The sequence below is a fragment of the Mycobacterium sp. IDUB_3 genome (assembly GCF_055419585.1).
The window spans coordinates 2,150,905-2,175,664 of sequence record NZ_JBVAXZ010000001.1 but is presented as its reverse complement, the minus strand read 5'-3'; the positions used below and the strand labels follow the sequence as shown (position 1 = coordinate 2,175,664).

The 24,760-nt window shown below is 67.4% G+C and carries 28 protein-coding genes, 1 tRNA gene and 1 pseudogene; 21 read left to right on the top strand and 9 right to left on the bottom strand.

From position 1 onward, the window contains the following. Positions 1 to 194: 194 nt before the first annotated feature. The 5 genes from rpmF to ACZYVJ_RS09520 all read left to right on the top strand — a co-directional run bounded on the left by rpmF (position 195) and on the right by ACZYVJ_RS09520 (position 4,852). The gene (gene rpmF, locus ACZYVJ_RS09540) at positions 195 to 368 is read left to right on the top strand and encodes a 50S ribosomal protein L32 (protein WP_003872812.1); all 174 of its coding nucleotides are present in this window, start codon (positions 195 to 197) and stop codon (positions 366 to 368) included. A 56-nt stretch (positions 369 to 424) separates the two neighbouring features. Further along, on the top strand, positions 425 to 1,114 hold the full coding sequence (gene mprA, locus ACZYVJ_RS09535) for a two-component system response regulator MprA (RefSeq protein ID WP_112632849.1): 690 nt from the start codon (positions 425 to 427) through the stop codon (positions 1,112 to 1,114). Positions 1,115 to 1,130: 16 nt separating this feature from the next. Beyond that, positions 1,131 to 2,699 carry a HAMP domain-containing sensor histidine kinase gene (locus ACZYVJ_RS09530; RefSeq protein ID WP_463830778.1) on the top strand — a complete coding sequence of 523 codons (1,569 nt, stop codon included), beginning with the start codon at positions 1,131 to 1,133 and terminating at the stop codon, positions 2,697 to 2,699. 72 nt (positions 2,700 to 2,771) lie between these two features. Beyond that, positions 2,772 to 4,295: a S1C family serine protease gene (locus ACZYVJ_RS09525; protein ID WP_463830777.1), complete on the top strand. Its 1,524-nt coding sequence runs from the start codon at positions 2,772 to 2,774 to the stop codon at positions 4,293 to 4,295. A gap of 59 nt (positions 4,296 to 4,354) precedes the next feature. Next, positions 4,355 to 4,852, top strand: a complete 498-nt coding sequence (locus ACZYVJ_RS09520) for a MogA/MoaB family molybdenum cofactor biosynthesis protein (protein WP_044487196.1) — start codon at positions 4,355 to 4,357, stop codon at positions 4,850 to 4,852. Positions 4,853 to 4,891: 39 nt separating this feature from the next. Here ACZYVJ_RS09520 and mscL read toward each other — a convergent pair whose 3' ends face one another. The 4 genes from mscL to ACZYVJ_RS09500 form a co-directional block, all read right to left on the bottom strand. Further along, positions 4,892 to 5,350: a large-conductance mechanosensitive channel protein MscL gene (gene mscL / locus ACZYVJ_RS09515; RefSeq protein WP_463830776.1), complete on the bottom strand. Its 459-nt coding sequence runs from the start codon at positions 5,348 to 5,350 to the stop codon at positions 4,892 to 4,894. A 66-nt stretch (positions 5,351 to 5,416) separates the two neighbouring features. Next, a complete protein-coding gene (locus tag ACZYVJ_RS09510; RefSeq protein WP_463830775.1) occupies positions 5,417 to 6,097 on the bottom strand; it encodes an SAF domain-containing protein in 681 nt (226 codons plus the stop codon). 65 nt (positions 6,098 to 6,162) lie between these two features. Then, positions 6,163 to 6,504, bottom strand: coding sequence for an FmdB family zinc ribbon protein (locus tag ACZYVJ_RS09505; RefSeq protein ID WP_463830774.1), 342 nt, complete (start codon positions 6,502 to 6,504; stop codon positions 6,163 to 6,165). A gap of 88 nt (positions 6,505 to 6,592) precedes the next feature. Further along, complete coding sequence (locus ACZYVJ_RS09500; protein ID WP_463830773.1) at positions 6,593 to 7,192, bottom strand: 5-formyltetrahydrofolate cyclo-ligase; 600 nt, start codon at positions 7,190 to 7,192, stop codon at positions 6,593 to 6,595. A gap of 76 nt (positions 7,193 to 7,268) precedes the next feature. Between ACZYVJ_RS09500 and ACZYVJ_RS09495 the strand changes: the two genes are divergently transcribed. The 5 genes from ACZYVJ_RS09495 to ACZYVJ_RS09475 all read left to right on the top strand — a co-directional run bounded on the left by ACZYVJ_RS09495 (position 7,269) and on the right by ACZYVJ_RS09475 (position 11,673). Continuing rightward, positions 7,269 to 8,180 (top strand): UTP--glucose-1-phosphate uridylyltransferase, encoded by a 912-nt coding sequence (locus ACZYVJ_RS09495; RefSeq protein ID WP_463830772.1) that lies wholly within the window; start codon positions 7,269 to 7,271, stop codon positions 8,178 to 8,180. 122 nt (positions 8,181 to 8,302) lie between these two features. After that, positions 8,303 to 9,592, top strand: coding sequence for a molybdotransferase-like divisome protein Glp (glp, locus tag ACZYVJ_RS09490; RefSeq protein WP_463830771.1), 1,290 nt, complete (start codon positions 8,303 to 8,305; stop codon positions 9,590 to 9,592). Positions 9,593 to 9,612: 20 nt separating this feature from the next. Then, on the top strand, positions 9,613 to 10,266 hold the full coding sequence (locus ACZYVJ_RS09485; protein WP_463832925.1) for a GNAT family N-acetyltransferase: 654 nt from the start codon (positions 9,613 to 9,615) through the stop codon (positions 10,264 to 10,266). A gap of 222 nt (positions 10,267 to 10,488) precedes the next feature. Further along, complete coding sequence (gene sepX, locus ACZYVJ_RS09480; protein ID WP_463830770.1) at positions 10,489 to 11,550, top strand: divisome protein SepX/GlpR; 1,062 nt, start codon at positions 10,489 to 10,491, stop codon at positions 11,548 to 11,550. A gap of 50 nt (positions 11,551 to 11,600) precedes the next feature. Further along, positions 11,601 to 11,673 (top strand) — tRNA-Ala (locus tag ACZYVJ_RS09475). Between the two features lie 76 nt (positions 11,674 to 11,749). On the opposite strand, the pseudogene ACZYVJ_RS09470 reads toward ACZYVJ_RS09475, so the two are convergent. Beyond that, positions 11,750 to 11,938 (bottom strand): annotated as a pseudogene (locus ACZYVJ_RS09470) (antitermination regulator); the annotation flags it as partial. A gap of 94 nt (positions 11,939 to 12,032) precedes the next feature. Next, a complete protein-coding gene (locus tag ACZYVJ_RS09465) occupies positions 12,033 to 12,296 on the bottom strand; it encodes a YegP family protein (protein WP_463830769.1) in 264 nt (87 codons plus the stop codon). A 205-nt stretch (positions 12,297 to 12,501) separates the two neighbouring features. On the opposite strand from ACZYVJ_RS09465, the gene ACZYVJ_RS09460 reads away from it, so the two are divergent. From ACZYVJ_RS09460 to ACZYVJ_RS09450, 3 genes are all read left to right on the top strand, one after another. Beyond that, positions 12,502 to 13,002 carry a universal stress protein gene (locus tag ACZYVJ_RS09460; RefSeq protein ID WP_463830768.1) on the top strand — a complete coding sequence of 167 codons (501 nt, stop codon included), beginning with the start codon at positions 12,502 to 12,504 and terminating at the stop codon, positions 13,000 to 13,002. A 181-nt stretch (positions 13,003 to 13,183) separates the two neighbouring features. Next, a complete protein-coding gene (locus ACZYVJ_RS09455) occupies positions 13,184 to 14,482 on the top strand; it encodes a cytochrome P450 (protein WP_463830767.1) in 1,299 nt (432 codons plus the stop codon). 221 nt (positions 14,483 to 14,703) lie between these two features. Continuing rightward, entirely contained in the window at positions 14,704 to 15,210 is a 507-nt protein-coding gene (locus ACZYVJ_RS09450) for a formate dehydrogenase (protein ID WP_463830766.1), read from the top strand. 68 nt (positions 15,211 to 15,278) lie between these two features. Here the strand turns inward: ACZYVJ_RS09450 and ACZYVJ_RS09445 are convergent, their stop codons facing one another. Continuing rightward, positions 15,279 to 15,887: a TetR/AcrR family transcriptional regulator gene (locus tag ACZYVJ_RS09445; protein ID WP_463830765.1), complete on the bottom strand. Its 609-nt coding sequence runs from the start codon at positions 15,885 to 15,887 to the stop codon at positions 15,279 to 15,281. Positions 15,888 to 15,977: 90 nt separating this feature from the next. Here ACZYVJ_RS09445 and ACZYVJ_RS09440 point away from each other — a divergent pair, with 90 nt between their 5' ends. From ACZYVJ_RS09440 to ACZYVJ_RS09420, 5 genes are all read left to right on the top strand, one after another. Then, positions 15,978 to 17,147: an aromatic ring-hydroxylating oxygenase subunit alpha gene (locus tag ACZYVJ_RS09440; protein ID WP_463830764.1), complete on the top strand. Its 1,170-nt coding sequence runs from the start codon at positions 15,978 to 15,980 to the stop codon at positions 17,145 to 17,147. A 72-nt stretch (positions 17,148 to 17,219) separates the two neighbouring features. After that, on the top strand, positions 17,220 to 18,347 hold the full coding sequence (locus ACZYVJ_RS09435) for a M28 family peptidase (protein WP_463830763.1): 1,128 nt from the start codon (positions 17,220 to 17,222) through the stop codon (positions 18,345 to 18,347). A gap of 119 nt (positions 18,348 to 18,466) precedes the next feature. Continuing rightward, a complete protein-coding gene (locus tag ACZYVJ_RS09430; protein ID WP_463830762.1) occupies positions 18,467 to 19,483 on the top strand; it encodes a GHMP family kinase ATP-binding protein in 1,017 nt (338 codons plus the stop codon). Beyond that, on the top strand, positions 19,471 to 20,088 hold the full coding sequence (locus tag ACZYVJ_RS09425; RefSeq protein ID WP_463830761.1) for a D-sedoheptulose-7-phosphate isomerase: 618 nt from the start codon (positions 19,471 to 19,473) through the stop codon (positions 20,086 to 20,088). The genes ACZYVJ_RS09430 and ACZYVJ_RS09425 overlap by 13 nt, the downstream gene beginning before the upstream one ends. Positions 20,089 to 20,095: 7 nt before the next feature. Further along, positions 20,096 to 20,641, top strand: coding sequence for a D-glycero-alpha-D-manno-heptose-1,7-bisphosphate 7-phosphatase (locus ACZYVJ_RS09420; protein WP_463830760.1), 546 nt, complete (start codon positions 20,096 to 20,098; stop codon positions 20,639 to 20,641). Between the two features lie 4 nt (positions 20,642 to 20,645). Here the strand turns inward: ACZYVJ_RS09420 and ACZYVJ_RS09415 are convergent, their stop codons facing one another. Then, complete coding sequence (locus ACZYVJ_RS09415) at positions 20,646 to 21,368, bottom strand: WecB/TagA/CpsF family glycosyltransferase (protein ID WP_463830759.1); 723 nt, start codon at positions 21,366 to 21,368, stop codon at positions 20,646 to 20,648. Between the two features lie 374 nt (positions 21,369 to 21,742). On the opposite strand from ACZYVJ_RS09415, the gene ACZYVJ_RS09410 reads away from it, so the two are divergent. Genes ACZYVJ_RS09410 through ACZYVJ_RS09400 form a run of 3 tightly spaced genes read left to right on the top strand, consistent with a single transcriptional unit; the run spans position 21,743 to position 24,110 of the window. Then, positions 21,743 to 22,687, top strand: coding sequence for a GNAT family N-acetyltransferase (locus ACZYVJ_RS09410; protein ID WP_463832924.1), 945 nt, complete (start codon positions 21,743 to 21,745; stop codon positions 22,685 to 22,687). Positions 22,688 to 22,742: 55 nt separating this feature from the next. Beyond that, positions 22,743 to 23,432: a DUF5642 family protein gene (locus tag ACZYVJ_RS09405; RefSeq protein WP_463830758.1), complete on the top strand. Its 690-nt coding sequence runs from the start codon at positions 22,743 to 22,745 to the stop codon at positions 23,430 to 23,432. A 27-nt stretch (positions 23,433 to 23,459) separates the two neighbouring features. Continuing rightward, a complete protein-coding gene (locus tag ACZYVJ_RS09400) occupies positions 23,460 to 24,110 on the top strand; it encodes a DUF5642 family protein (RefSeq protein WP_463830757.1) in 651 nt (216 codons plus the stop codon). A gap of 10 nt (positions 24,111 to 24,120) precedes the next feature. Here ACZYVJ_RS09400 and ACZYVJ_RS09395 read toward each other — a convergent pair whose 3' ends face one another. Further along, positions 24,121 to 24,717, bottom strand: a complete 597-nt coding sequence (locus ACZYVJ_RS09395) for an alpha-ketoglutarate-dependent dioxygenase AlkB (protein ID WP_463830756.1) — start codon at positions 24,715 to 24,717, stop codon at positions 24,121 to 24,123. Between the last annotated feature and the right edge of the window lie 43 nt (positions 24,718 to 24,760).

Here is a 24,760-nt window from a genome sequence, read left to right as displayed (position 1 = left end):
CACGTCAAGGATCCCACTTCGGAACGGGGTCCCCGCGGCGCGCCCGACGGGCGGGGATCGGCACGCGGGCGTCCATTTTGGCCACGAGCGGACCAGCGACTATCCTGATATGCGATCGTCGCCCGTTCGGCCCACCAGCCACGCCGCGCGACATGCCGAACTGCAAGTCCCACATTGAGGAGTTAGGCCCGACCATGGCCGTACCCAAGCGCAGAATGTCGCGCGCGAACACCCGTAGCCGGCGCGCGCAGTGGAAGGCCGAGAAGACCGAACTCGTCGGTGTGACGGTCGCAGGTCAGCGGCACAAAGTGCCCCGGCGGCTGCTCAAGGCGGCCCGCCTCGGTCTGATCGACCTCGACCGCCGCTAGCCCCTTCCGGCGCGCCTCTCAGGCCAGTCTCAGGCGATGGGACGAAACTAGGGGCCGTGCGAATACTGGTCGTCGACGACGATCGCGCGGTGCGCGAGTCGCTGCGTAGGTCGTTGTCCTTCAACGGCTACTCCGTTGAGTTGGCCCATGACGGGGTCGAAGCCCTTGAACTGATCGCGAGCGATCGCCCCGACGCGCTCGTCCTGGATGTGATGATGCCGCGCCTGGACGGCCTCGAGGTGTGCCGTCAGCTGCGCAGCACCGGTGACGACCTGCCCATCCTGGTGCTTACCGCGCGCGATTCGGTGTCGGAACGGGTCGCCGGCCTGGACGCCGGCGCCGACGACTACCTGCCGAAGCCGTTCGCCCTGGAAGAACTGTTGGCCCGGATGCGCGCGCTGCTGCGCCGCACCAAGCCGGAGGACGAGGACGCCGATTCGGTGGCGATGACGTTCTCGGACCTGACGCTGGACCCGGTCACCCGCGAGGTCACCCGCGGCCAGCGCCGGATCAGCCTGACCCGCACCGAATTCGCGCTGCTGGAAATGCTGATCGCCAATCCGCGCCGGGTGCTCACCCGCAGCCGCATCCTCGAGGAGGTCTGGGGATTCGACTTCCCCACCTCGGGCAACGCGCTGGAGGTCTACGTGGGCTATCTGCGGCGCAAGACCGAAGCCGATGGGGAGTCGCGGCTGATCCACACCGTGCGCGGCGTGGGATACGTCCTTCGGGAGACGCCGCCGTGACGATGCGGGTCCCTCGATGATCCGGTTCCCCCGGCCTCAACGTCCACCGCTGCGCCCAGCATTGCGCGCGACGCCGTCGTTGTCGTTGCGGTGGCGGGTGATGCTGCTGGCCATGTCGATGGTCGCCATGGTCGTCGTGCTGATGGCCTTCGCCGTCTATGCCGTGATCTCGGCCGCGCTGTACAGCGACATCGACAACCAGCTGCAGAGCCGGGCGCAACTGCTGATCGCCAGCGGTTCACTGGCCGCCGACCCCGGCAAAGCCATCGAAGGCACCGCCTATTCCGACGTCAACGCGATGCTGGTGAACCCGGGCCACGCGATCTACACCGCCCAGCAGCCGGGTCAGACCCTGCCGGTCGGTTCGGCGGAAAAAGCCGTCATCCACGGCGATTTGTTCATGTCGCGGCGCACCGCCGGTGATCAGCGGATTCTCGCGGTGCACCTGCAGAACGGCACCTCGCTGCTGATCTCCAAGAGCCTCAAGCCCACCGAGGCGGTGATGAACCGGCTGCGCTGGGTGTTGCTGATCGTGGGCGGTGTGGGTGTGGCGGTCGCCGCGGTGGCGGGCGGCATGGTCACCCGGGCCGGGTTGCGCCCGGTGGCACGGCTGACCGAAGCGGCCGAGCGGGTGGCGCGCACCGATGACCTGAGACCCATTCCCGTGTTCGGTAGCGACGAATTGGCAAGGCTAACCGAGTCGTTCAACCTGATGCTGCGCGCGCTCGCCGAGTCCCGGGAGCGGCAGGCACGGCTGGTCACCGACGCCGGGCATGAACTGCGGACCCCGCTTACGTCGCTGCGGACCAACGTCGAGCTGTTGATGGCCGCGATGGAACCGGGGGCGCCGCGCCTGCCCGAGCAGGAGATGGTGGACCTGCGCACCGATGTCATCGCGCAGATCGAAGAATTATCAACGCTGGTAGGCGATTTGGTGGACCTCACCCGGGATGACGCCGGCCAGGTGGTGCACGAGCCCATCGACGTGTCCGAGGTCGTCGATCGCAGCCTGGAGCGAGTCAGGCGTCGGCGCAACGACATTCACTTCGACGTCGACGTGACGCCGTGGCAGATCTACGGCGACGGCGCCGGGTTGTCGCGCGCGGTCCTGAACCTGCTCGACAACGCCGCCAAGTGGAGCCCGCCCGGTGGCCGCGTCGGTGTCACGATGCGCCAGCTCGACCCGTCGCACGCGGAGCTGGTGATCGCCGACCACGGGCCCGGCATCCCGCCCCAGGAGCGCCGCCTGGTGTTCGAGCGGTTCTACCGCTCGACGACGGCACGAGCCATGCCCGGCTCCGGACTTGGGTTGGCGATCGTCAAAAAGGTTGTGCTCAATCATGGGGGGCTGCTGCGCGTCGAGGACACCGTTCCGGGCGGTCAGCCCCCGGGTACGTCCTTCTATGTCCTGCTGCCCGGCCGGCCTCTGGCCGCGTCGACGTACGCCACGGCCGTCGCCGATGCGGAAACCGACCAGGTAGACGTCGCGACCGGTCCCACCGACGCGATAACCGGTGACGAGGCGAACTCTCGGGAATCGGCGAACGTTATCTCAGTGGACTCTCAGTCCGCGCGGGCAAGGTAGGTCTGCGGCTACTGTTGAACCCAGCCGTCGACTTGCCGAAACACTGAGATAGAGGAAGAGCGACTTAGCGACATGACGAATGACCCGAGGTATTCGCCACCGCCGCAGCAGCCGGGATACCCCCCCGCGCCGAACCAGCCTGCGCCCGCCCCGAGCCATGCGGGGTCCTCCGGCTACGCCCCGGGACAACAGCAGCCCTACAGCCAGCAATATGACTGGCGCTATCGGTCGCAGCCGTCCCAGTCGCCGACGACGCAGTTCCGTGCGCCCTACGAGCCCTTCGGCAACACCGGGCAGGGTCGGATCCCCGGGGGAACCGGCGCAGGCCCGATCCCGGGAGGCACCGGCACAGGTCCCATGCCTGGCATGCTGCCCGGAATGCCTGTCCCGCAGGAACCCCAAAAGCGTTCTCGCACAGGCCTGTTGTTTGTCGGTGCGTTAGCCATCGCGGTGGTGTCGGCCGGTATCGGCGGTGCCGCCGCGACGGCCGTCGAGCTCGGTACGCACGCCACCGGTAACGGCGGTGGGCGGGTCATCGGGGCGGCGCCCAGCGTCCCGGCCGCGAACATGCCGCCCGGCAGCGTCGAAGGGGTTGCCTCCAAGGTCGTGCCCAGCGTCGTGATGCTCGAGACCGACATAGGGCGCCAGTCCGAAGAGGGCTCCGGCATCATCCTGTCCACCGACGGGCTCATCCTGACCAACAACCACGTGATCGCCGCCGCGGCGGGACCGCCCAAGGGGCCCGGCGGCCCCCCGGGAGCTCCGCCCGCGGCTCCCGCGCCTCCCGGCATCCCGGGTGGTCCCGGCGGCGCCGGTGCCGGCTCCCCGACGCCCAAGACGACGGTGACCTTCTCTGACGGTCGCACCGCACCGTTCACGGTGGTCGGCGCGGACCCCACCAGCGATATCGCCGTGATTCGCGTGCAGGGTATGTCCGGACTCACGCCCATCTCGCTGGGCTCCTCGTCGGACTTGCGCGTCGGCCAGCCGGTCGTCGCGATCGGATCGCCGTTGGGCCTGTCGGGCACGGTGACCACCGGCATCGTCAGCGCGCTGAACCGGCCGGTGTCCACCACCGGTGAGTCGGGCAACCAGAACACCGTGCTGGACGCGATTCAGACCGACGCCGCGATCAACCCCGGTAACTCTGGTGGCGCGCTGGTCAACATGAACGGCCAGCTGGTGGGCGTCAACTCGGCCATCGCCACCCTGGGCGCCGACTCGCCGGATGCCCAGAGCGGTTCGATCGGCCTGGGCTTCGCGATTCCGGTCGATCAGGCCAAGCGCATCGCCGATGAGCTGATCGCCACCGGCAAGGCGACCCACGCCTCGCTCGGCGTGCAGGTCACCAACGACAAGGGCACTCCCGGCGCCAAGGTCGTCGACGTCGTCGCGGGCGGTGCGGCGGCATCCGCCGGCGTCCCCAAGAACGTGGTCGTCACCAAGGTCGACGACCGTCCGATCAACAGCGCCGACGCGTTGGTCGCGGCCGTGCGGTCCAGGGCGCCCGGCGACAAGATTTCGCTGACGTTCCAGGATCCCGCTGGTGGCGGCAGCCGGACGTTGCCGGTCACCCTCGGGAAGGCGGATCAGTAGTGAAAGTGGACGAACCCTCGGTGACGGGATTGTCTGAGCTCGGATATACGGTTGCTCCCATGGAAACGGGTGCGGAATTGGTAGTTGGCCGGGCTCTGGTTGTGGTGGTCGACGATCGCACCGCTCACGGGGACGAGGACCACAGCGGTCCGTTGGTGACCGAGCTGCTGACCGAGGCGGGATTCGTCGTCGACGGTGTGGTCGCGGTCGCCGCTGACGAGATCGAGATCCGCAACGCGCTGAACACCGCGGTGATCGGCGGGGTGGACCTGGTCGTCTCGGTCGGCGGGACGGGCGTCACGCCGCGCGACGTCACCCCGGAGGCCACCCGCGAGATCCTGGATCGCGAGATCCTCGGTATCGCAGAGGCTATCCGCGGGTCGGGCCTGTCGGCGGGAATCATCGACGCCGGATTGTCACGCGGTCTCGCCGGGGTGTCCGGCAGCACGCTGGTGGTCAACCTGGCCGGCTCCCGTTACGCCGTGCGCGACGGGATGGCGACGCTGAATCCGTTGGCGGCTCAGATCATCGGGCAGTTGTCGAGCCTGGAGATTTAAAGCCCAGGCCGGTCGTGGGCCCAGCTCGCAGCTCGCAGGCTACTTCGATTCGGCCTCCGCCCGGGGCCCGTACTCCGGTGGCGGCTTGGTGGTGACACTCCCGTGTTTGCCCGGCGACTCGCCATTGGTCTGCGCGAGCAGGTCGCGAATCTCTTTGAGCAGGACGACCTGCGCGTCATCGGCCGGCTCGACCTCATTGCGTTTGCGCAGCGTGGTGTACGGCAGCACGACCAGGAAGTAGACCACGGCGGCGATGATCAAGAAGTTGATGGCGGCCGACAAGACGTCGTTCAGGTCAATGGTCTGACCGCCACCGATGCTGATCCTCAGGATGCCGAGATCGGACTTCTGGTTGACGCCGATCCGGTTGATCAACGGCTTGATGATGGCGTTGGTGAAAGCCGTGACCAGTGCGGTGAAAGCGGTACCGATGACCACTGCGGTGGACAGATCGATGATGTTGCCCCGGGAGAGAAATTCCTTGAACCCTTTGAGCATTGGAGACGCCTTTCTGGGACTGGACAGAGTTGGCTGTCGGCTAGCAGACCAACAACGGCCAGGCACTCAGTGCAGGGTGAGCGTAACGGTCTGGCCCAGCGCCGACCCTGCCACCGCGTTCGCCACACGAGCCGGCAGCGCAACCAACACTACGCGGTCGCTGTCGGCGGCCTGAATCTTTTCTTTGGCCGAGACCAGCACCACCACGGCGTCGGTGGCCACCACCTTGGGGGCGGTGCGCGAATCGTCCGGCCCACTGGTGGCCGGCGCGGCCAGCACGTCAACCACGTCACCCACCCGCACGAGGTCGATCAGAGCGCCGTCGGCCAAGTGCAGCGGCACGATGCGGGCGCCAGGCCCCGACGCCGACCCGATTGCGGCCTCAGCCAACCGGCTTCCCAGTAACCGGACGTCGGTGAGCACCTCACCGCGCCGGGTCGGGCCGGCCAGCGTCGAACCCACCACCGCGCCCAGGTCGGCTCGTGCTCCATCGGGAACTGTTGCGGTCAAACGCTTTTCGAGCCGTACGTCGGCGGGAGTCAACGCGGCGCCGGGACGCAGGTCATGCTCGGCCACCACGACTTGCGCATAGTCACCGGCGGGGTTGGACCGCAGCGTCACGATACCGGCCAGCACCACCAGCCCGCCCGCCGCGACGCGGCGTACCAGCACGGTGCGAGTCCAGTCCGGGCGCAACCACAGCGCGAGCCGGCTCAATAGGCTTGGGTTCAGCGATGATTCGCCCACGCGACAACGGTAGGCGCTACCGGGCGCTCGGGCTCACGGCCGGCGAGGCAGGTGTGGATAACCCGTCAGCTGGTGGCCGCGGCGGTGGAAGTCGTGGAGCTGCTGCTCGACTTGTCGCTCGAGCTGGACTTGTCACTGGTGCTCGAGCCGGATTTTTCGCTGGAGTTCGAGCCGTTTGATCCCGAGTCGCTCGACGAGCCGTTGCTCGAAGCCGACGACTTCTTGCCGGACTCGCGGCTGTCGGTGCGATAGAAACCGCTGCCCTTGAACACCACCCCGACGGAGTTGAAGCGCTTGCGCAGTCGCCCGGAGCAGCGTTTGCACGTGGTCAGCGCGTCGTCGGTGAAGGCCTGCACGATGTCGAAGCGATCGTCGCACTCGGTGCACTGATAGCTGTAAGTCGGCACAACAACCTCCGGATGATTGCAAACGTGATTAGCACTCTAGCGTCTCAAGTGCTAGAACCGCCACGTGACGTGTCTCATTCCCGACATGTCAGCGCCCGGCGAGATCGATCAATCCCTGCCGCGGCGTGAGTGCATGGGTCATCGGAATGTCGTGCGGATCGGCCGGTAATTCGTCGAGCACCTCGGCGTCGCGGACGACCGCGATCAGCCGCGCGTGGGGGTCTCGGCCGCCCAGCGAGCGGTCGTAGAACCCGCGGCCCCGGCCCAGCCGCACACCGCGGCGGTCGACGGCCAGGGCCGGCACCAGCACCACACCGGCTTGCGCCAAGGCGGCTGACGGCAGCCACGGCTGCGGTGGTTCGAGCAGCCCCCACCGCCCGGTGGTCAGCGTGCCGGGCCGGTATTCGCCCCAGCTCAGCGGCAGCGGCGTGTTGTCGGCCGCGGTGCGCGCAACCGGCAGCAGCACTCGCCCCGTGCGCCGCAGCAACATGTCGAGCATCTCGATGGACCCCGGCTCGGTGCCCACCGGCACGTAGGCGCAGATCGTGCTGTCCCTGGTCACAATGCTTTCCAGCGCCTCCAGCCGCTCGCACACCTGCCGCGCCTCGGCGGCGCGAACGTCGTCGGCAACGTGGCGTCGGGCGGCAAGCAGCTGGTCGCGCAGCGCGGCTTTGCTGGTGGTCGCCATTCGTTAACCATGACAGCCGGGTCTTTGCCCGCGCCACATCGACTCGGCGAAGTGGATGCGGGTTATCGTGTGAACAATGTCAAGCCCAAACGTGGTGGTGCCACGCACTGCGGTCGTGCCCGCCGCGGGCCTCGGTACCCGCTTCTTGCCGGCGACCAAAACGGTCCCCAAGGAGCTGCTTCCGGTTGTCGATACGCCGGGCATCGAGCTGGTGGCCGCCGAGGCGGCCGAGGCCGGCGCCGAGCGCCTGGTGATCATCACGTCGGAGGGCAAGGACGGCGTCGTCGCGCACTTCGTCGAAGACCTGGTGCTGGAAAGCACGCTGGAGGAGCGCGGCAAGACGGCGATGCTCGACAAGGTCCGGCGCGCGCCGCAGCTGATCAAGGTCGAGTCGGTGGTGCAGAGCGAGCCGCTGGGCCTGGGACACGCGATCGGCTGCGTCGAGTCGCGGCTGGCCGACGACGAGGACGCCATTGCGGTGCTGCTGCCCGACGACCTGGTGCTGCCCACCGGCGTGCTGGGCACGATGTCGAAGGTGCGCGCGCACTACGGCGGCACGGTGTTGTGTGCCATCGAGGTGACGCCCGAAGAGGTCAGCGCCTACGGCGTTTTCGACGTCGAACCGATTCCCGACGACGACAATCCCGACGTGCTCAAGGTCAACGGCATGGTCGAGAAGCCTCCCGCCGGGAACGCGCCGTCGTTGTTCGCCGCGGCCGGCCGTTACGTGCTCGACCGCGCCATCTTCGATGCGCTGCGTCGCATTGAGCGCGGGGCCGGCGGCGAAGTACAGCTCACCGACGGGATCGCGTTGCTGATAGCCGAGGGCCACCCGGTGCACGTGGTCGTGCATCGCGGATCTCGACACGACTTGGGAAATCCTGGCGGCTACCTCAAGGCTGCGGTTGACTTTGCATTGGATCGAGACGACTACGGGCCGGATTTGCGGCAGTGGTTGGTGGCGCGATTAGGTCTGGCCGAGCAGTAGCCGGGCGCTGACCCGGCTGGCGGACGACGGCGGCCGGCGCAACGCGTAGCGGTCCCGGGCGGGATGCCCCGCCTGCGCAGTGAGCGGTCGCCCTGCGCGGCCCGACGGCAGAGAGGCGCGCTGTGCGTTCGGTGGAAGAGCAGCAGGCCCGGATCACGGCCGCCGCGGTGGCCCCGCGGCCGATACGTGTGGCGATCGCCGAGGCCCAGGGATTGTTGTGCGCCGAAGAAGTGGTGACCGAACGCCCGATGCCCGGCTTCGACCAGGCCGCGATCGACGGCTATGCGGTGCGCAGCGTCGACGTCCTCGGTGTCGGCGAGGTGGGCAGCGAGGGTCTGCCGGGGCCGTTCGATGAGTCGGGCGAGGGCGACGGGCGCGAGGGCCTGGTGCTGCCGGTGATGGGCATGGTCGAGGCGGGGTCGCGCACCCCGAGCCGGTTGCAGCCGCGCCAGGCCGTGCGCGTGCAGACCGGGGCGCCGCTGCCGACCCTGGCCGACGCGGTCCTGCCGTTGCGGTGGACCGACGGCGGGACGCAGCGGGTGCGGGTGCTGCGGGGTGCGCCGTCGGGCGCCTACGTGCGCCGCGCCGGCGACGACGTCCAGCCCGGTGACGTCGCGGTGCGGTCCGGGACGGTGATCGGTGCGGCGCAAGTCGGGCTGCTGGCCGCGGTCGGTCGCGAGCGGGTGCTGGTTCACCCGCGGCCTCGGGTGACGATCATGGCGCTGGGCGGCGAGCTGGTCGACATCTCGCGCAACCCGGGCAACGGGCAGGTCTACGACGTCAACTCCTACGCGCTGGCGGCGGCGGCCCGCGATGCCGGCGCGGAGGTCAACCGGGTCGGGATCGTCAGCGGCGGGCCCCGCGAGCTCCGCGAGATCGTCGAGGGCCAGATCAATCGCGCAGAGGTGATCGTCATCGCCGGCGCGGTCGGGGGCGCCGCGGCCGAGGCGGTGCGCCAGATGCTCGCCGAGCTCGGTGAAATAGAGGTCGTGCGCGTCGCCATGCATCCGGGATCCATCCAGGGTTTCGGGCAGCTGGGCCGCGAGGGCGTGCCGACCTTCCTGCTGCCGGCCAACCCGGTGAGCGCGCTGGTGGTCTTCGAGGTGATGGTCCGTCCGCTGATCCGGCTGTCGCTGGGCAAGCGTCAGCCGATGCGCCGCATCGTGCAGGCGCGCACGCTGTCGCCCATCACGTCGGTGGCCGGACGCAAGGGCTTCCTGCGCGGCCAGCTGATGCGCGACCAGGAGAGCGGGGAGTATCTGGTGCAGGCGCTCGGCGGCGCCCCAGGCGCGTCGTCGCACCTGTTGGCCACCCTCGCCGAAGCGAACTGTCTGGTCGTGGTGCCCAGCGGCGCCGAGCAGATTCGCACCGGCGAGATCGTCGACGTCGCCTTCCTGGCTCAGCGCGGCTGAGCGAAACGACTGCACACATGGTGAACCTGTTGCTCTCCAATTCCCGTCATCCAGGTTGGCCCATGAGCGTTGGGCCACTTCGGGTTCCGGCGGGCATCGTCCGGTTGCGGGCGGTGCGGCTGCGCGACGGAGCGCAGTGGAGCCGGATCCGGCTGACCGATCGCGCGCACCTGGAACCGTGGGAGCCCAGCTCCGAGGGCGATTGGACGAGCCGTCACGCGGTGGCGGCATGGCCGGCGTTGTGTTCTGGTCTGCGCGCCGAGGCGCGGCAGGGGCGGATGCTGCCCTACGTCATCGAGCTCGACGGCCGCTTCTGCGGCCAGCTGACCATCGGCAATGTCACCCACGGCGCACTGCGGTCGGCGTGGATCGGCTACTGGGTGCCGCGGTCGGCCACTGGCGGCGGCGTGGCCACCGCCGCGCTGGCGCTGGGGTTGGATCACTGCTTTGGCCCGGTGATGCTGCACCGGGTGGAGGCGACCGTGCGCCCGGAAAACGCCGCGAGCCGCGCCGTGCTGGCCAAAGTCGGCTTCCGCCAGGAGGGCCTGCTGCAGCGCTACCTGGAAGTCGACAGGGCGTGGCGAGATCATCTGCTGATGGCCATCACCGTCGAAGAGGTGAGCGGTTCGGTGGCATCGGCGCTGGTCCGGGGCGGTAACGCCAGCTGGGTGTGACCGCCCCGCCGGCGAGGCGCGCAATTCGCCGTCCCTAGATAGGGTTTCCGACGGCTCGCGGGGGAGTCGAAATCGTTGCCGTTCTGGGACTGGCGCGACACGAGTGACTCGTGGTGCTTGTGAGAGGCAAATTACAGGTGTGTAATTGTCCTGGTCAGTAGACCGCCGCGTTGGCCACCAATGGGCTCCGCGGGGGATGGACACCGAAGAGAGCAGGTCATCATGCCAAGCATCCCGCAGTCTTTGTTGTGGATATCGCTCGTGGTGCTGTGGCTGTTCGTCTTGGTGCCGATGCTCGTCAGCAAGCGCGACGCGGTGCGGCGCACCAGCGACGTGGCCCTGGCCACCCGGGTGCTCAACGGCGGAGGCAACTCCCGGCTGATCAAGCGCACTGGTCCCGCCGCCGGGCATCGCAGCGACCCCAACTGGACGCCGCCGGAAGAGTCGGCCGACACCGACCTCGATGAGGAGCGCGACTTCTCCGAGGATGAAGACCGCGACCATGAGGCGGACGACGAGGCCGACACCGACGAGCTGAGCCGCAGGCGCCCGGTCGTGATGAGGATGGCCGTCGCCGAGCCCACCGAGCCCGACTACCTCGACGTCGATGTCGTCGAGGATTCCCACGTCCTTCCGGTGGGGGCCAGCGATTCTGCGGCCGAGCCGGAGACGGCCGACATCGAGCCGATCGAAGACGACGAGGCCGACACCGAGGCCGTCGCCAAACGCGACGACGCTGACGAGGACAGCTACGAGTACGTCGAGGATTCCTCCGGTCTGGAGCCCGCCGCCGAGGCTGACGACGCCGAGGAGGAGGCGCCGGCGCCCATGCCGCGCAACGCATCACGGCGGCGTCGGTTCGACAACAAGACCGCCGCCGCGGTGAGCGCCCGCAAGTATGCGTTCCGCAGGAAGGTCCTGATGGTGATGGCGGTCGTCCTGGTCGGCTCGGCCACCGCGGCTTTCAAGATCTCGCCGACCGCCTGGTGGGTGTGCGGCACCTCCACTGCGATCACCCTGATGTACCTGGGTTACCTGCGGCGCCAGACCCGCATCGAGGAGAAGGTGCGCAACCGCCGGATGAAGCGGATGGCGCGGGCGCGGCTCGGCGTGGAGAACGCCTACGACCGCGACTACGACGTGGTCCCGTCGCGGCTGCGACGCCCCGGCGCGGTGGTCCTGGAAATCGACGACGAGGACCCCGTCTTCGAGCATCTGGACTACGCGATGGCGATGCGGACCTTCGGTTGGCCGCGGGACTTGCCGCGCGCCGTCGGCGAATAGTGCTGGCAGTTCGGTAGTTGGTGCCGCGGCTGGTAGCCTGCTAGCGGTCAGGGGCTATGGCGCAGTTGGTAGCGCGACTCGTTCGCATCGAGTAGGTCAGGGGTTCGATTCCCCTTAGCTCCACAAAGTTTGAGCAGTTCAGAGCCGGTAGCGTCCGCTAGGGAACTTGCGCCGTCCGCAGTGCGTCCGCAGTAACTTGGATAGCCGCGTCCATAGTTGGGCTGACCGTGCCTGGCTGATAGCCGTGCAACCGCTGCACCTCATCAGACCACTCCCAGCGTTGGTCATCGAAGTAGAACCGAAACCATCCCGTCCGCTCCGATGAATCCGCTAGAAGCTCTCCCGCAAGCCCACCCTCGACAGGGGACTCACCAGCGGCTCCGGACACAACACGGACTCTAGCGCCGCTGCTCTACCTGCTCGCAGGCTATTGCCGCACGCAACGAGTGCTGGGCGTGCGGTTATGAACGGCGATGGATGCGCTAGTTGTGCGCCGGTTGCGGTTGGGTCATGTCTACGGCCTTCGCGGCGGAGGCGTTCATCTTGACCGACTGGATGCCTTTTTCGACACCTGCCTTTGTGTCATAGGCCTGGCCGGCGGCGATGATTTCGCCGTTGGCTGCCCTTGAGGTGGAACCGGAACTTGCCGGATTTGTCCTTGCTGAATTCGAACTTGGCTGCCATGGCAGTTCTCGTTCGTGTACTCGAACAGCGAAAAGGCTATGCCTGTACGGCTTGTGGCGCATACACGTAGATTGACCGCAGCCGTTCACTAGCTCGAAGGCGCTCCTCTAGCAGCGCGTCCGCCACGTCTCGACGGCAGCGGCCGTGCCGCTCCCCAGCCGGGTCAGCGGGTGCTGCACCCGGGTGCGTCTTTTATCGGGAGGTGTAAAGGGCGCACGTTAGTGGGCACCCTCGCTCTTGGGGGGCTCGCAGCAAAGGTGGAGCGAAATGAGCGCCTATCAGACCTTGGTGGTCGGCACTGATGGCTCGGACACATCGTTTTGTGCGGTGGACCACGCCGCCGCGTTCGCCGCGAGAAATAACGCGAAGTTGATTATCGCGATGGCGCACTTGTCTTATTTGGAAAAGGGAGACAAGGGAGGCTGGGGAAGACCAGCCCGGCCGGATCGTGTGCTTGATGGCCGCGCTGAGGTCGCCCTCGGGAACGAGGGGGATTACAAGGTGCACGGGATGGCCGCCGTCTATGCGATCCTGCGGGAGGCGCGGGAGCGGGCCAGGAGGGCTGGAGCCAAGGATATCGAGGCGCGACCCGTTAGGGGTGATCCGGTGCATGCGCTGTTCCACCTCGCTAAAGACGTCAAGGCCGATCTGTTGGTGGTTGGCAACGTGGGACTAGGCACGCGCAGCGACAAGTGGCTTGGCTCGGTGCCCGGAAACGTCTTGCGCAGGGCGAAGACCGACGTGCTGCTCGTCCATACCACCGACTGAGGCACCGTTAAGAATCGTTTGAAGCCAGCCCCTGCGCGCACGGCTTCTAAGGGGCTTCGCGGCCATCCGCTCGCCCACGATGTGTTGAACGTATCGAGGGTCTGGTAGTCGGCAGTCTGAGCACATAAAGTTGCTGTGCTCGAAGCAACCCATCACGCGTCGTCCCCATTGGGGGTAATAGATGGCTGCCGACACCCTGCCACCCGGTCCTCGACTACCCGTGGCGGTGCAAACTGCCGAGTGGATAGCCCGGCCGTGGGAATTCATGGAACGCGCCGCCGCCCGATACGGCGACACGTTCACCATGAAGTTGCTCCGTGAAGGACCAATCGTGATGGTCTCGCATCCAGATGCGGTGCGGCAGATTTTCACCGCGCCTCCTGAACTGGCGCTGGCCGGGGAGGCCAATCGCATCCTGCTGCCCGTGGTGGGCCGGAACTCGGTTCTACTGCTCGACCGCGACGCGCACAAGGAACAGCGCCGACTCCTCATGCCCGCCTTTCGCGGTAACCACTTGCAGAGCTACATGAGCACGATGACCGCCATTGTCGAGGCCGAGATGGCCGGCTGGCCGCGTGGCGTGCCGATTCGACTGCACTCTCGAATGCAAGCGTTGACCCTCGAAGTCATCTTGCATCTCGTGTTCGGCCTTGAGCGCGGGGAAAGCATGGACCGGCTGCGTCAGGCGCTCCAGCGGATGCTCGCTCTCACCACCCGCGCCATCGCGCAGATGTTTCTCTTGGTCGTAGGTCCCCAACAATTGAGGACCGCGTTCACCAATAGATTGCTGGCCGAAGTGGATCGGCTACTCCACGACGAGATCGCCACTCGCAGAAGACAAGAGGATCTTGATACCCGCAACGACGTCCTGTCGGTGCTGTTGAAGGCCGAGCACGAAGACGGTAACCCGATGAGTGACCAAGAGATTCGCGATGAACTCGTCACGTTGCTACTTGCGGGCCACGAAACAACGGCATCGGGACTGGCCTGGGCTGTCGAACGGATCATCCGTCATCCGGATGTGCATTCGCGACTCATCGAAGAGGTGCAGTCCGGTGACGGCCAGGGGTACGTCGACGCGGTGGTGAAGGAGACACTTCGGATGCGGCCGGTGCTCGCCCTGGTCAGCGGGCGGCTCACAGAACCGATGGAGGTCGGCGGGTTCTCCTTGCCCGCCGGGGTAAAGGTCGCACCCTCGATCTACCTCATGCACAGGCGTCCCGACATCTACCCCGACCCGGAGCGGTTTCGTCCCGAGCGGTTTCTCGAGAACCGGGCAGGAACGTACACGTGGATTCCGTTCGGAGGCGGCGTTCGACGTTGTCTGGGAGCGACCTTCGCCGAATCCGAGATGCGGATTGCGCTTGGCGCACTGTTCAGCACCATCCGGGTGCGCCCCGTCGACGTCAAATCCGAGCCGATACACCGCCGGTCGATCACCCACGTGCCAGGACGCGGGACCACGGTAGTGCTGGACTGAACCGGCCGGTTAGCTTGTGTCGCCAGGCTCGCGGGTGATGGGTCGGGGTCGCCGCAGAGAACCTCTGGGACACCGACGCGTGGCCGGGCAATCGCTGCAGCGACCATCCCGGACGAGCAAGAGGCGGTCTCGAGCCGGTGACGCTACGGCGTGTCGCGGTTTCACCGCAGGTCGGTTCTGGGACCGTTGGACATACTCGCGATGGATCGCAAGGAGGCGGCATGAGCCCGACTCACATTTTCTTCGTGTCGGCTCTCCTCGTCATGCTGGTAGTCGGGATCGCGGCAAGTATGTTCTCCGGAAAGCTGTTCCGCCCTGAAGCGACCCTGGCGATTGTGTTGACGGTGATTACCGTCGCGGGCTGGGTCTGGCGGATGCCACGGGGGTGGTACACGATTTCGCAAATCGCTTGGCGCTACCGGTTGAAGACTTGTCAGGTTTGGGAGGTCGCGGACAAGCTCGGTATGAGGGCCTTCAACCGCGGTGCGCTAGTCCCTCCCTCACAGCGCAAGAAGATGCATCCCGAACTGATGCGTCTGAAGAAGCGCAGGGCGCTGCGCGAGCCGAGGGCACCGAAAACCACCCGACTGGTCTACGAATCCTCAGCCGCGCAGTCCGATTTCCTGGGGGAGGCCGAGCGCATGCAGTTCTCCGGTGAGGAGCTACTGCGACATCTGCATCCGAGCATTACCCATTTTGTGGCAGACGTCGAGGACGAGGCAGTCTGACGAATCAGCTGGGGCCGGCCAAACGCGAGCCGCGATCCACGGGTAGGTAGTCAAGCGTCCTGGGCCGCTCAGCGCTCGACGGCGGCGTGCGCGCGCACCGACGGCGCGATCCAGTCCTCGAGGAACTTTCGCAGCTCCTGCCCGGTGCGCGGTGGGCGGCCCGGGTCGACGATCAGCGACTGCAGGGTGCGCAGCATGATCTCGACCAGTTCGTCGAGCCTGCGCCCGGCGAATCCCGCTGCGGCCCAATCGACGTCGAATCGTTGCAGGATCGACCTGCCGAACGAGATGGCCATGTCGGACGTGACGCCCGCGGTGAACGCGCTGGCCTTGCCGGGCTGGAACACCAGGCTCAGGTATTTGTCGTGCGCGAGTTGCTCGAAGGTGTAGGCGATGCCCTCGACCACCGCCTCGGTCGGGTCGGTGATCGAACCCAGATGCGCCGCAAGGCGATCCAGGAACCCGTCGACGGCGGACAGTGCCGTCGCGCCCAGCAGTACCTCGTGGGTGGGGAAGTACCGGTAGATCGTCTGCCGCGTCACGCCGAGCGTCGACGCGACCTCGGACACACTCACGGTCCCGCGCGCGTCGATGGCGCTGCGCGTCGCGGTCAGGATGCGCGCGACCGCCTCATCGTCGTCGGCCGGGATGTCGCCCGACCAGCCGTGCCGGCGCATTGCGTGATCGTCGCACACCCCGGCCGCCCGTCTTGACAATACAAACGATAGTGATTGTATGGTCCGAAGGTCGAGGCGAAGGAGACCAGGGTGACGACGATCGACAAGCCGGTGAGCGGCACCGACGAGACGCTGACGCGGCGGGGCCTGCGTCACGCGCGGGACAAGACGACCGACCTGGCCGAACGCGAACTGCGGGTGCCGCTGCACTACTACCGCGACCCGAAGATCACCGAGATCGAGGAATCGCAGATCCTGCGCCGGGTGCCGCTGGCCATCGTCCCGTCGGCGCAGGTACCGAACAAGAACGACTACGTCGTGCGCTCGGTGCTGGGCGATTCGCTGCTGGTCACCCGCGACCGCACCGGCGCCACCCACGTCTTGCTCAATTACTGCCGGCACCGCGGCGCGATGCCGGCCTGCGGCTCGGGTAACGCCTCGCGGTTCGTCTGCCCGTATCACGCCTGGACGTACCGCAACACCGGGGAGCTGTTCACGGTCCCGGGCAAGGCCGGCTTCGATTCGATGGACACCAAGGACTACGGCCTGGTGGAGCTGCCCTCCGAGGAGCGGCACGGGTTCATCTGGGCGGTGCTGACCGCCGACGCGACCATCGACCTCGACGCGCACCTGGGCGACTTCGGTACCGAACTGGCGCTGTGGAACTACGAGTCCTACGGCTACCACACGCAGCGCGAATTCACGTCCGAGGTGTCGTGGAAGGGCGCGTTGGAAGCCTTCGCCGAGGGATACCACTTCCCCTACGTGCACGGCGAGAGCCTCATCGGGCAGAACACCCTGGCCAACACAATGGTCTACGACGAATTCGGCAAGCACCACCGCATCGGGTTTCCGTTCACCTGGATCACCAACGCTTACACCGACCCCACGGCGTCGCTGCACCCCTCGACGAACATGGGCGTGATCTATTGGGTGTATCCGAACCTCATCCTGGCCAACAGCCCGGTCGGAGTGGAGATCATCGACATGCTGCCCGCCGGTGAACCGACCCGCTGCACGGTCCGGCACAGCTGGATGGGCCGCATCCCGGCCACCAACGACGAGATGAGAGCGGCATACGACACGGTCTTCGAAGGCGTGCACGCGGCCGTGCGCGACGAGGACTTCGCCATGCTGCCCCAGTGCGGCGAGGGCGTCCGGCACGGCCAGCACGACCATATGATCATCGGACGCAACGAAATAGCCGTCCAGCACATGATCAAGGTGTTCGCGCAAGAACTGGGCGTCGCACTCGCCTGAACATCTCCCCGTTGGGTAGCCGCAGGCCAACGTGGGTACTGATCCACTGAACCCAATGACGGAGAGGATCCGATGGCGCACCGCGACGCAGGCGACGAGTTGCTACAAGAACTCCTGTTGACCTATGGGCCGTGCGGGCAGGAGGGCGCGGTACGCGCGGTCATCGCCCGCGAACTGCAACCCCTCGTCGACGACATGTGGACCGACGACGCAGGCAACCTGATCGGCTACGTGGCGGCCAACCCGTCGGCCGGTGATGCCGGGGCGCCCACTCACCGCCACCGCACCGAGTCCATCCCCGGTACCGCGACACGGGTGATGGCGCACATGGACGAACTGTCCATGATCGTCAAGCGCGTGGAATCCGATGGCACACTGCATCTGACGCAGCTGGGCACGATGTACCCGGGAAACTTCGGATTGGGTCCGGTCGCCGTTCTCGGCGACAACGAAACCCTCACCGCCGTACTGACTCTCGGCTCCGAGCACACCACCCAGGAAAGTCCGCGAATCTGGGAGACCAAGCCCGATCAGGGCGACCGCGCGCTGGACTGGCATCACGTCTACGTCTTCACCGGCCGCAGCACCGACGAGCTGACCGCCGCGGGAGTACACGCCGGCACTCGGGTGTGTGTCGACGCCAGCAAGAGATCGGTGGTCGAGATGGGCGACTACGTCGGCGCCTACTTCCTTGACGACCGCGCCGCCGTGACCGCTCTGCTGCGCGCCGCACGCCTGCTGCGCGAGCGCCAACAGCGGCCCGTCGACGACGTCTACCTGGTGTTCACCACCAACGAAGAGATCGGTGGGGTCGGGGGCACCTACGCCAGCGCCACGTTGCCCGGCGACCTCACCCTCGCCCTGGAGGTCGGCCCCACCGAACGCGAATACAACACCAGCGTCACCGGCGGCCCGATCGTCGGTTACAGCGACGCGCTCTGTGTTTACGACAAAGAGGTCGCCGACCGGTTGCTCAAAATCGCCACCGACCGCGAGCTGTCGCCACAGCCGGCCGCGTTGGGCGCCTTCGAATCCGACGCCTCGCACTCCAAGGCCAACGGGCTGACGGCACGCGCCGGCCTGCTGTGCCTGCCCACGCTGAGCACCCACGGCTACGAGGTCATCGCTCGCCGCGCGATCGACGACATGGCCACGATCGTCGTCGATTTCGTGCTGCAGCCGAGTCAAAAGATCGCCTGAAAACCCGGCGACCGCGCTGGTCAGCCTGCTAGGCTGGCGGCGCTTCGGGACGCCAAACGATGGGATTAGCACGTGGCGGGTGTGGTCTCTGACAAGTCGTTGCCGCAAAGCGAATCCCCATGACACGCCCCCGAATCCGCGCCCGAGCGCCGCTGCGTATCTCGTTCGCCGGCGGCGGCACCGACGTCCCGCCGTTCCCGACGACCGAAGGCGGCTGCGTCCTGTCGGCCACCATCGATCGCTACGCCCAGGGATCGCTCGCGCCACGTACCGATCGCCGGGTCAGCATCGAGTCGGTGGACTTCAAGACCACACACGAGATGACGCTGGACAGCGAGATCCTCTACGACGGCAGCCTCGACCTGATCAAGGCCGCGGTGCGCAGGTTCGGCCGCGACGGCACGGACGGCTACGACCTGGTGCTGCGTTCCAGCGCTCCACCCGGCTCGGGGCTGGGCTCGTCGTCGACGATGATGGTCGCTCTCACCGGCCTGCTCGCCGAGCATTACCGAGTGCCGATGGGCGAGTACGAGACAGCGCAGCTGGCATGCGCCATCGAACGCGACGACTTGGGCATCGCGGGCGGCCTGCAGGACATGTACGCCGCGACGTTCGGCGGCTTCAACTTCATCGAGTTCACTGACCGGGTGATCGTCAATCCCTTGCGGATCCGCGACGAGACCGCCTTCGAACTCGAGCTCAGCCTGCTGCTGTGCTACACGGGGATCACCCGCGACTCCGCCCGCGTGATCGAGGACCAAACCCGCCGTGCCACAACGGGTTCCGACGATACCCTGGCGGGTCTGCGAGCCCAGAAGGATCTGGCGGTCGCGATGAAGGCGGCGCTGCTGACCGGCAAGCTCAACGATTTCGGCGCGCTGCTCGGCGAGGCGTGGAGTCAGAAGAAGCGCATGTCGCCCTACATCACCAACGAGCGCATCGACGACCTCTACGACCTCGCCCGGAAGAACGGAGCCCTGGGCGGAAAGCTCACCGGCGCGGGCGGTGGGGGATACATCCTGCTGTTCTGCGACTTCGCCAAAAAACACCGACTCATCGAAGCCCTCGAGGGCGCCGGCGCCACCATCACCGAATTCGCTTTCGAGAGCAAGGGATTGACAACATGGCAGGCTTGACCGAGTCCGATGTCGTCCCGCCGAGCGTGGAGCTGGTGCGGCAGCGGCTTGCCGAAACCATAGCGGTCAAGCAGCAAATGCAGCAGGGCGATCTCGCCGCGCAGACCGTCGAGGTGGCCCGCGTGATCATCGGCGCGTTGCGCGCCGGCGGAAAGGTGATCTTCTTCGGCAACGGCGGGTCCGCGCAAGACGCGGGGCACCTGGCCGCCGAACTGATGGGCCGCTTCGCTTTTGACCGCCCTGGTTTGGCGGCGATCAGCCTTCCCGACGCCACCGCGGCGATCACGGCGATCGGTAACGACTATTCCTATGACGAGGTGTTCGCCCGTCAGGTCCTCGCCGCGGGGCGCCCCGGTGACGTGGTGGTGGGGCTGACCACATCGGGCAACTCTCCCAACGTCGTTCGCGCTCTCGAGGCGGCCGGCCAGGTGGGGATGACTACCGTCACGCTCACCGGCGCACGCGGCGGCAAGGTGGCCGATGTCGCCGAAATCTGCATCCAGGTGCCCAGCCACGACACCGGGCGGATCCAGGAGGCATGCCTGCACCTGGGCCACTCCATCTGCGAAATGGTCGAAGCGGCACTGTTTTCCAGGCCTTCCTGAATCGACGATGGCCGCACCCGACCTGCGCACCGTGCGCACCGTGTTCCTGGACCGGGACGGCACCATCAACGTCAAGGCGGCCGAGGGCGAATACATCCGATCACCCGACGAGCTGGTGCTGTTGCCCGGCGCGGCCAAGGCGCTGGCCACGCTGAACGCCGCGGGCCTGCGGACCGTGCTGGTGACCAACCAGCGGTGGCTATCGGGAAAGACCGCCGACCCAGCGGATTTCGCCGCCACCCAGCGGCGTCTGGACGAATTGCTGGCGCGCGAAGGCGCCCGGCTCGATGCCGCCTACCACTGCCCGCACGCGGCGAGCAGCTGTGACTGCCGCAAGCCGCTGGCCGGCATGTTGGTGCGCGCGGCGCGCGAGCACGGCTTCGACCTGTCCGAATCGGTCATGGTCGGCGACAGCGACAGCGACATGATGGCGGGCCGGGCGGCCGGGACGGCGACCATCCTGCTCCGCAATGGTGGTGAGGCCTCCGAAGACGCCGACTTCGTGGTCGACGACCTCGCCGCCGCCATCGACCTCATCGTGACGCCCAAGTGACGCACTAGTTTCGGCTGAAGCGCTGGGCCGCCGAGCGGGCCACCAACGCGAGCGCAAACGGCAGATCGTCGCGCAGGTATCGGCGGGCCAGCCGTCGCGGCTCTTGTGCCAGCCGGTGCAGCCACTCGAATCCGAGCCGCTGCATCAACGGGGACGCCCGCCGGACCACGCCGGCAGTCATCGCGATGCCCCCGCCGCACGCCAGAAACCAGGCACTCGGCAACTCCTGGCGCAGCTGCTCGATGAGGCGTTCCTGGCGTGGGAAGCCCAGGCCGACGAACACCAGATCCGGTGCCGCGCCGATGACCGCGGCCATCGCCCGCCGCGCGCCGTCCTCGGTGTCGTCGAAGCCGAAGTCCGGCGACTGGGTGCCCGCGATGCGTAGCTCGGGGCACCGTGCGGCCAGCGCCTCGGCCGCCCGCTGGGGAACGCCGTCGGCGCCCCCGAATAGATACACCGACTTACCGTCCGCGGCGGCCGCCGCGCACAACGGAGAGATCAACGACGAGCCGGCCACGCGCTCGGGCAGCACGGCGCCTTTCGCGCGCGCGGCCCACACCAGCGGCATCCCGTCGGCGACGACGAGCGAGCCCCGGGCTATCAAGTCGGCCAGCCCGCGATCCCGGGTGGCCGAAAAGGCCACATCGATGTTCACCGGGATGACGGAGCCGCCGTGGCCGGTCGCCCAGTGCGCGCGCACGGCGTCGACAACTTCCTGTTGCGTCACTGCGTCGAACCACAGATCGCCCACCTGGATTTTGATCGGACCCGAACCGGCCGACTTCGGTGATATAACCACTGGCCCCCATCTGGCGCGGTCGCACATACCTCAGGCAGCGCTTTGACCCGATCATCATGCCCGACGGCGCCCCCGCTGATCCGGCAATTGACCCGCGCATCCTTGCCGCAGCCGCAACGGTGCTCATAACCTGGCAACATCCGACCGCATCCGGGGTGTTCGGCCCGGCGCGGTAGACGACGGCAAGCAGGCGGGCAGGTCATGGCATCACCGCGACGCGCAGACCGGTGTCGCGATGCTGCGGGCGGCGGTCTATAGCGGTGGCCGGACTGACCGGCGCCCGGGTGGACGAGCTGGCGACGATGGACATCTTCAAGGGGTGTCCCGCCGAAGACCTCGCCCCGCTGGCGGGCCGCCTTCAGCCACTGCGCGCCGCGGCCGGCCAGGTGCTGATGCGGCAGGGGGAGCAGGCCGTCTCGTTCCTGTTGATCTCCTCGGGTACCGCCGAGATCACCCACCTGGGTGACGACGGCGTGGTGATGGTCGAGCACGCGTCCCCGGGCATGATCGTCGGCGAGATCGCCCTGCTGCGTGACATTCCCCGGACCGCGACCGTGACCACCGCCGAACCGCTGACCGGTTGGATCGGTGACACCAGGGCCTTCGCCAGCCTGGTGCACATCCCCGGCATCACACCGCGGCTGCTGCGCACCGTGCGCCAGCGTCTCGCCGCGTTTATCACGCCGATCCCGATCCGCGTGCGTGACGGAACGCTGCTGTTGCTGCGCCCGGTGCTGCCCGGCGACAGCGAGCGCACCGTGCACGGACACGTCTACTTCTCCAGCGACACCTTGTATCGGCGCTTCATGACCCCGCGACTTCCCACCCCGGCGTTGATGCACTACCTGTCGGAGGTCGACTACGTCGATCACTTCGTTTGGGTGGTCACCGACGGCAGCGACCCGGTGGCCGACGCGCGCTTCGTGCGTGACGCGAACGACCCGAAGGTCGCCGAGATCGCCTTCACCGTGGCCGACGCCTATCAGGGCCGCGGCATCGGCACCTTCCTGATCAGCGCGCTGTCCATCGCCGCCGAGGTCGACGGCGTCGAAAGGTTCACCGCCCGAATGCTTTCCGACAACGGGCCGATGCGTGCGATCATGGATCGCTACGGCGCCGTCTGGCAGCGCGAAGACATCGGCGTCATCACCACCGTGATCGACGTGCCCCGCCCGCGGCACCTGCGGCGTGAGGAGGCCGAGCAGATCAAGCGTGTGGCCCGGCAGGTGATCGCGGCGGTTGGCTGAGGCCGCGCTGGCGTGGGGCGACGGGTGCGGTCGCATCTTGTGTTATCAACTCCTCATGCGGCCGTTCCGGATTGGCCCGTCGCTGGCTGCCGTGCTCGCGGGGGTGATCGCCGCGTGCGGTCACTCACCCGCGCACGCACCGTCGGCCAAACCGACGAAGTCCGCTCCGGCGAGCGCCGTTGCCGTCAACCCCGCCAACATCAAACGGGTCGTTCGGGACCTGCCGCCCGGTTACGAGGTGACCACCGAAATCCCCAGCGCGGCCTCGCCGAGGGTGATCTGGAGCCTCGGGGACGATCTGCAGGCCAAACCGGCCAAGTGCGGGACGCTGGCCGATCCCGGCAACGGGCGCGACCAGTCGGCGCAGGGCGTGTCGGGCTCGGGGAGCGGCGGCATCGTCGACGCGGTGGTGGTGGCTTTGCCGGAGCCGGTGGATCTCCCGGACGACCTGCTCACGTCGTGTTCGCAGTGGTCGGAGGCCGCCGGGCGCACCGTGGTGCACGTCCACCTCACCGACGCGCCGCACGTCGATGGTGTCGACACCGTCGGCATGGTGGCCGACGTGAAGTCCTCCGTCGAATCAGGCACCGAAATAGATTCGCGCACCTACACATTCACCGCGTACCTGGGCAACTACTACGCCTTCACCACACTGACCACCGATCCGGGTTCGGCCCTTCCGGTGCTGCCGCCGCAATTCGCCGCGGATCTGCTCGCCAAAACGGTGTCCACGTTGCGCAGCTGAGCTACCCGCTTGGGTAGATTGGCCACGATGTCCAAGATGTTGCTCGCGGTCGCGGCTGTCTGCGTCCTGGCCGGCTGCTCTTCGACCACTCACTCGGCAAAGGTCGACATCAACAAGGTCGTCGACGTGAAGTCCAGCTTCGGACCCGAGTTTACGGTCAGCGACATCAGCGAACGGGGAATCGATCCCAAGCTGCTAGCGGGCCGCAAACTGCCCGACGGGTTGACGTTCGACCCGGCGAACTGCGCGAAAGTGGCCGCCGGGCCGGACATGCCGGCAGACCTGCAGGGCAACATGTCCGCGGTCACCGCCGAGGGCCGCGGCAACCGCTTCGTGGTGATTGCGTTGGAGACCTCAAAAGCGTTGCCGTTCAACGACCCCGGGCAGGACTGCAACAAGGTGACCTTCACCGGGCCGCAGCTGCGGGGCGGCGTCCAGGTGGTCGAGGTGCCGCAGATCGAGAGCACCCGCACGCTGGGCGTGCATCGCGTCATGCAGGCGCTGACACAGGGCGGTCCACGCACCGGTGAGTTGTACGACTATTCGGCCGCATTCGGCGACTACCAGGTGATCGTCATCGCCAATCCGTTGGTGGTTCCCAATCAGCCCGTCGCCGCGGTTGACACCCAGCGGGCGCGCGACCTGCTCGTCAAAGCGGTGTCCGCGGTGCGCACCTGAGCGTCTCGCTTTACCGAACGCCGCGCGGCCGGAACTGGATGCTCACCCGCGGCCCGACGGACGCCGCCGTCTTGGGCACCGCGTGTTCCCAGGTGCGTTGGCACGATCCGCCCATCACCAGCAGGTCGCCGTGCGCCTGCGGCAGCCGCAGCGACGGGCCGCCGCCGCGGCGGCGCATCGCGAACGACCGGGTCGCGCCCAGGCTGACGATCGCCACCATGGTGTCCTCGGAACTGCTGCGGCCGATCGTGTCGCCGTGCCAGGCCACGCTGTCCGACCCATCGCGATAGCAACACAACCCGACCGTGGTGAACGGCTCACCGAGCTCGCCGGCGTAGATGTCGTTGAGCCGGCGCCGCAGCCGGGCCAGCTCCGGATGCGGCGGCTCGCCCACCGTGAGGTCGTGAAAGCTCACCAGCCGCGGCACGTCGACAACCCGGTCGTACATCTGCCGGCGCTCCTCGCGCCACGGCACCGTCGACAGCAAGGCGTCCAGCAGGTCATCGGCGTCGGTGAGCCAGCCGGCGCGGATCTCGATGAACGCGCCGTCACCGAGTTGCCTGCGCTCGGTGTGCTGGAACAGGGAGCCTTGAACCGCGATCTCCACGCGACCGAGTTTATCGCACATCCGTTCGATGGCGTGGGGCGCG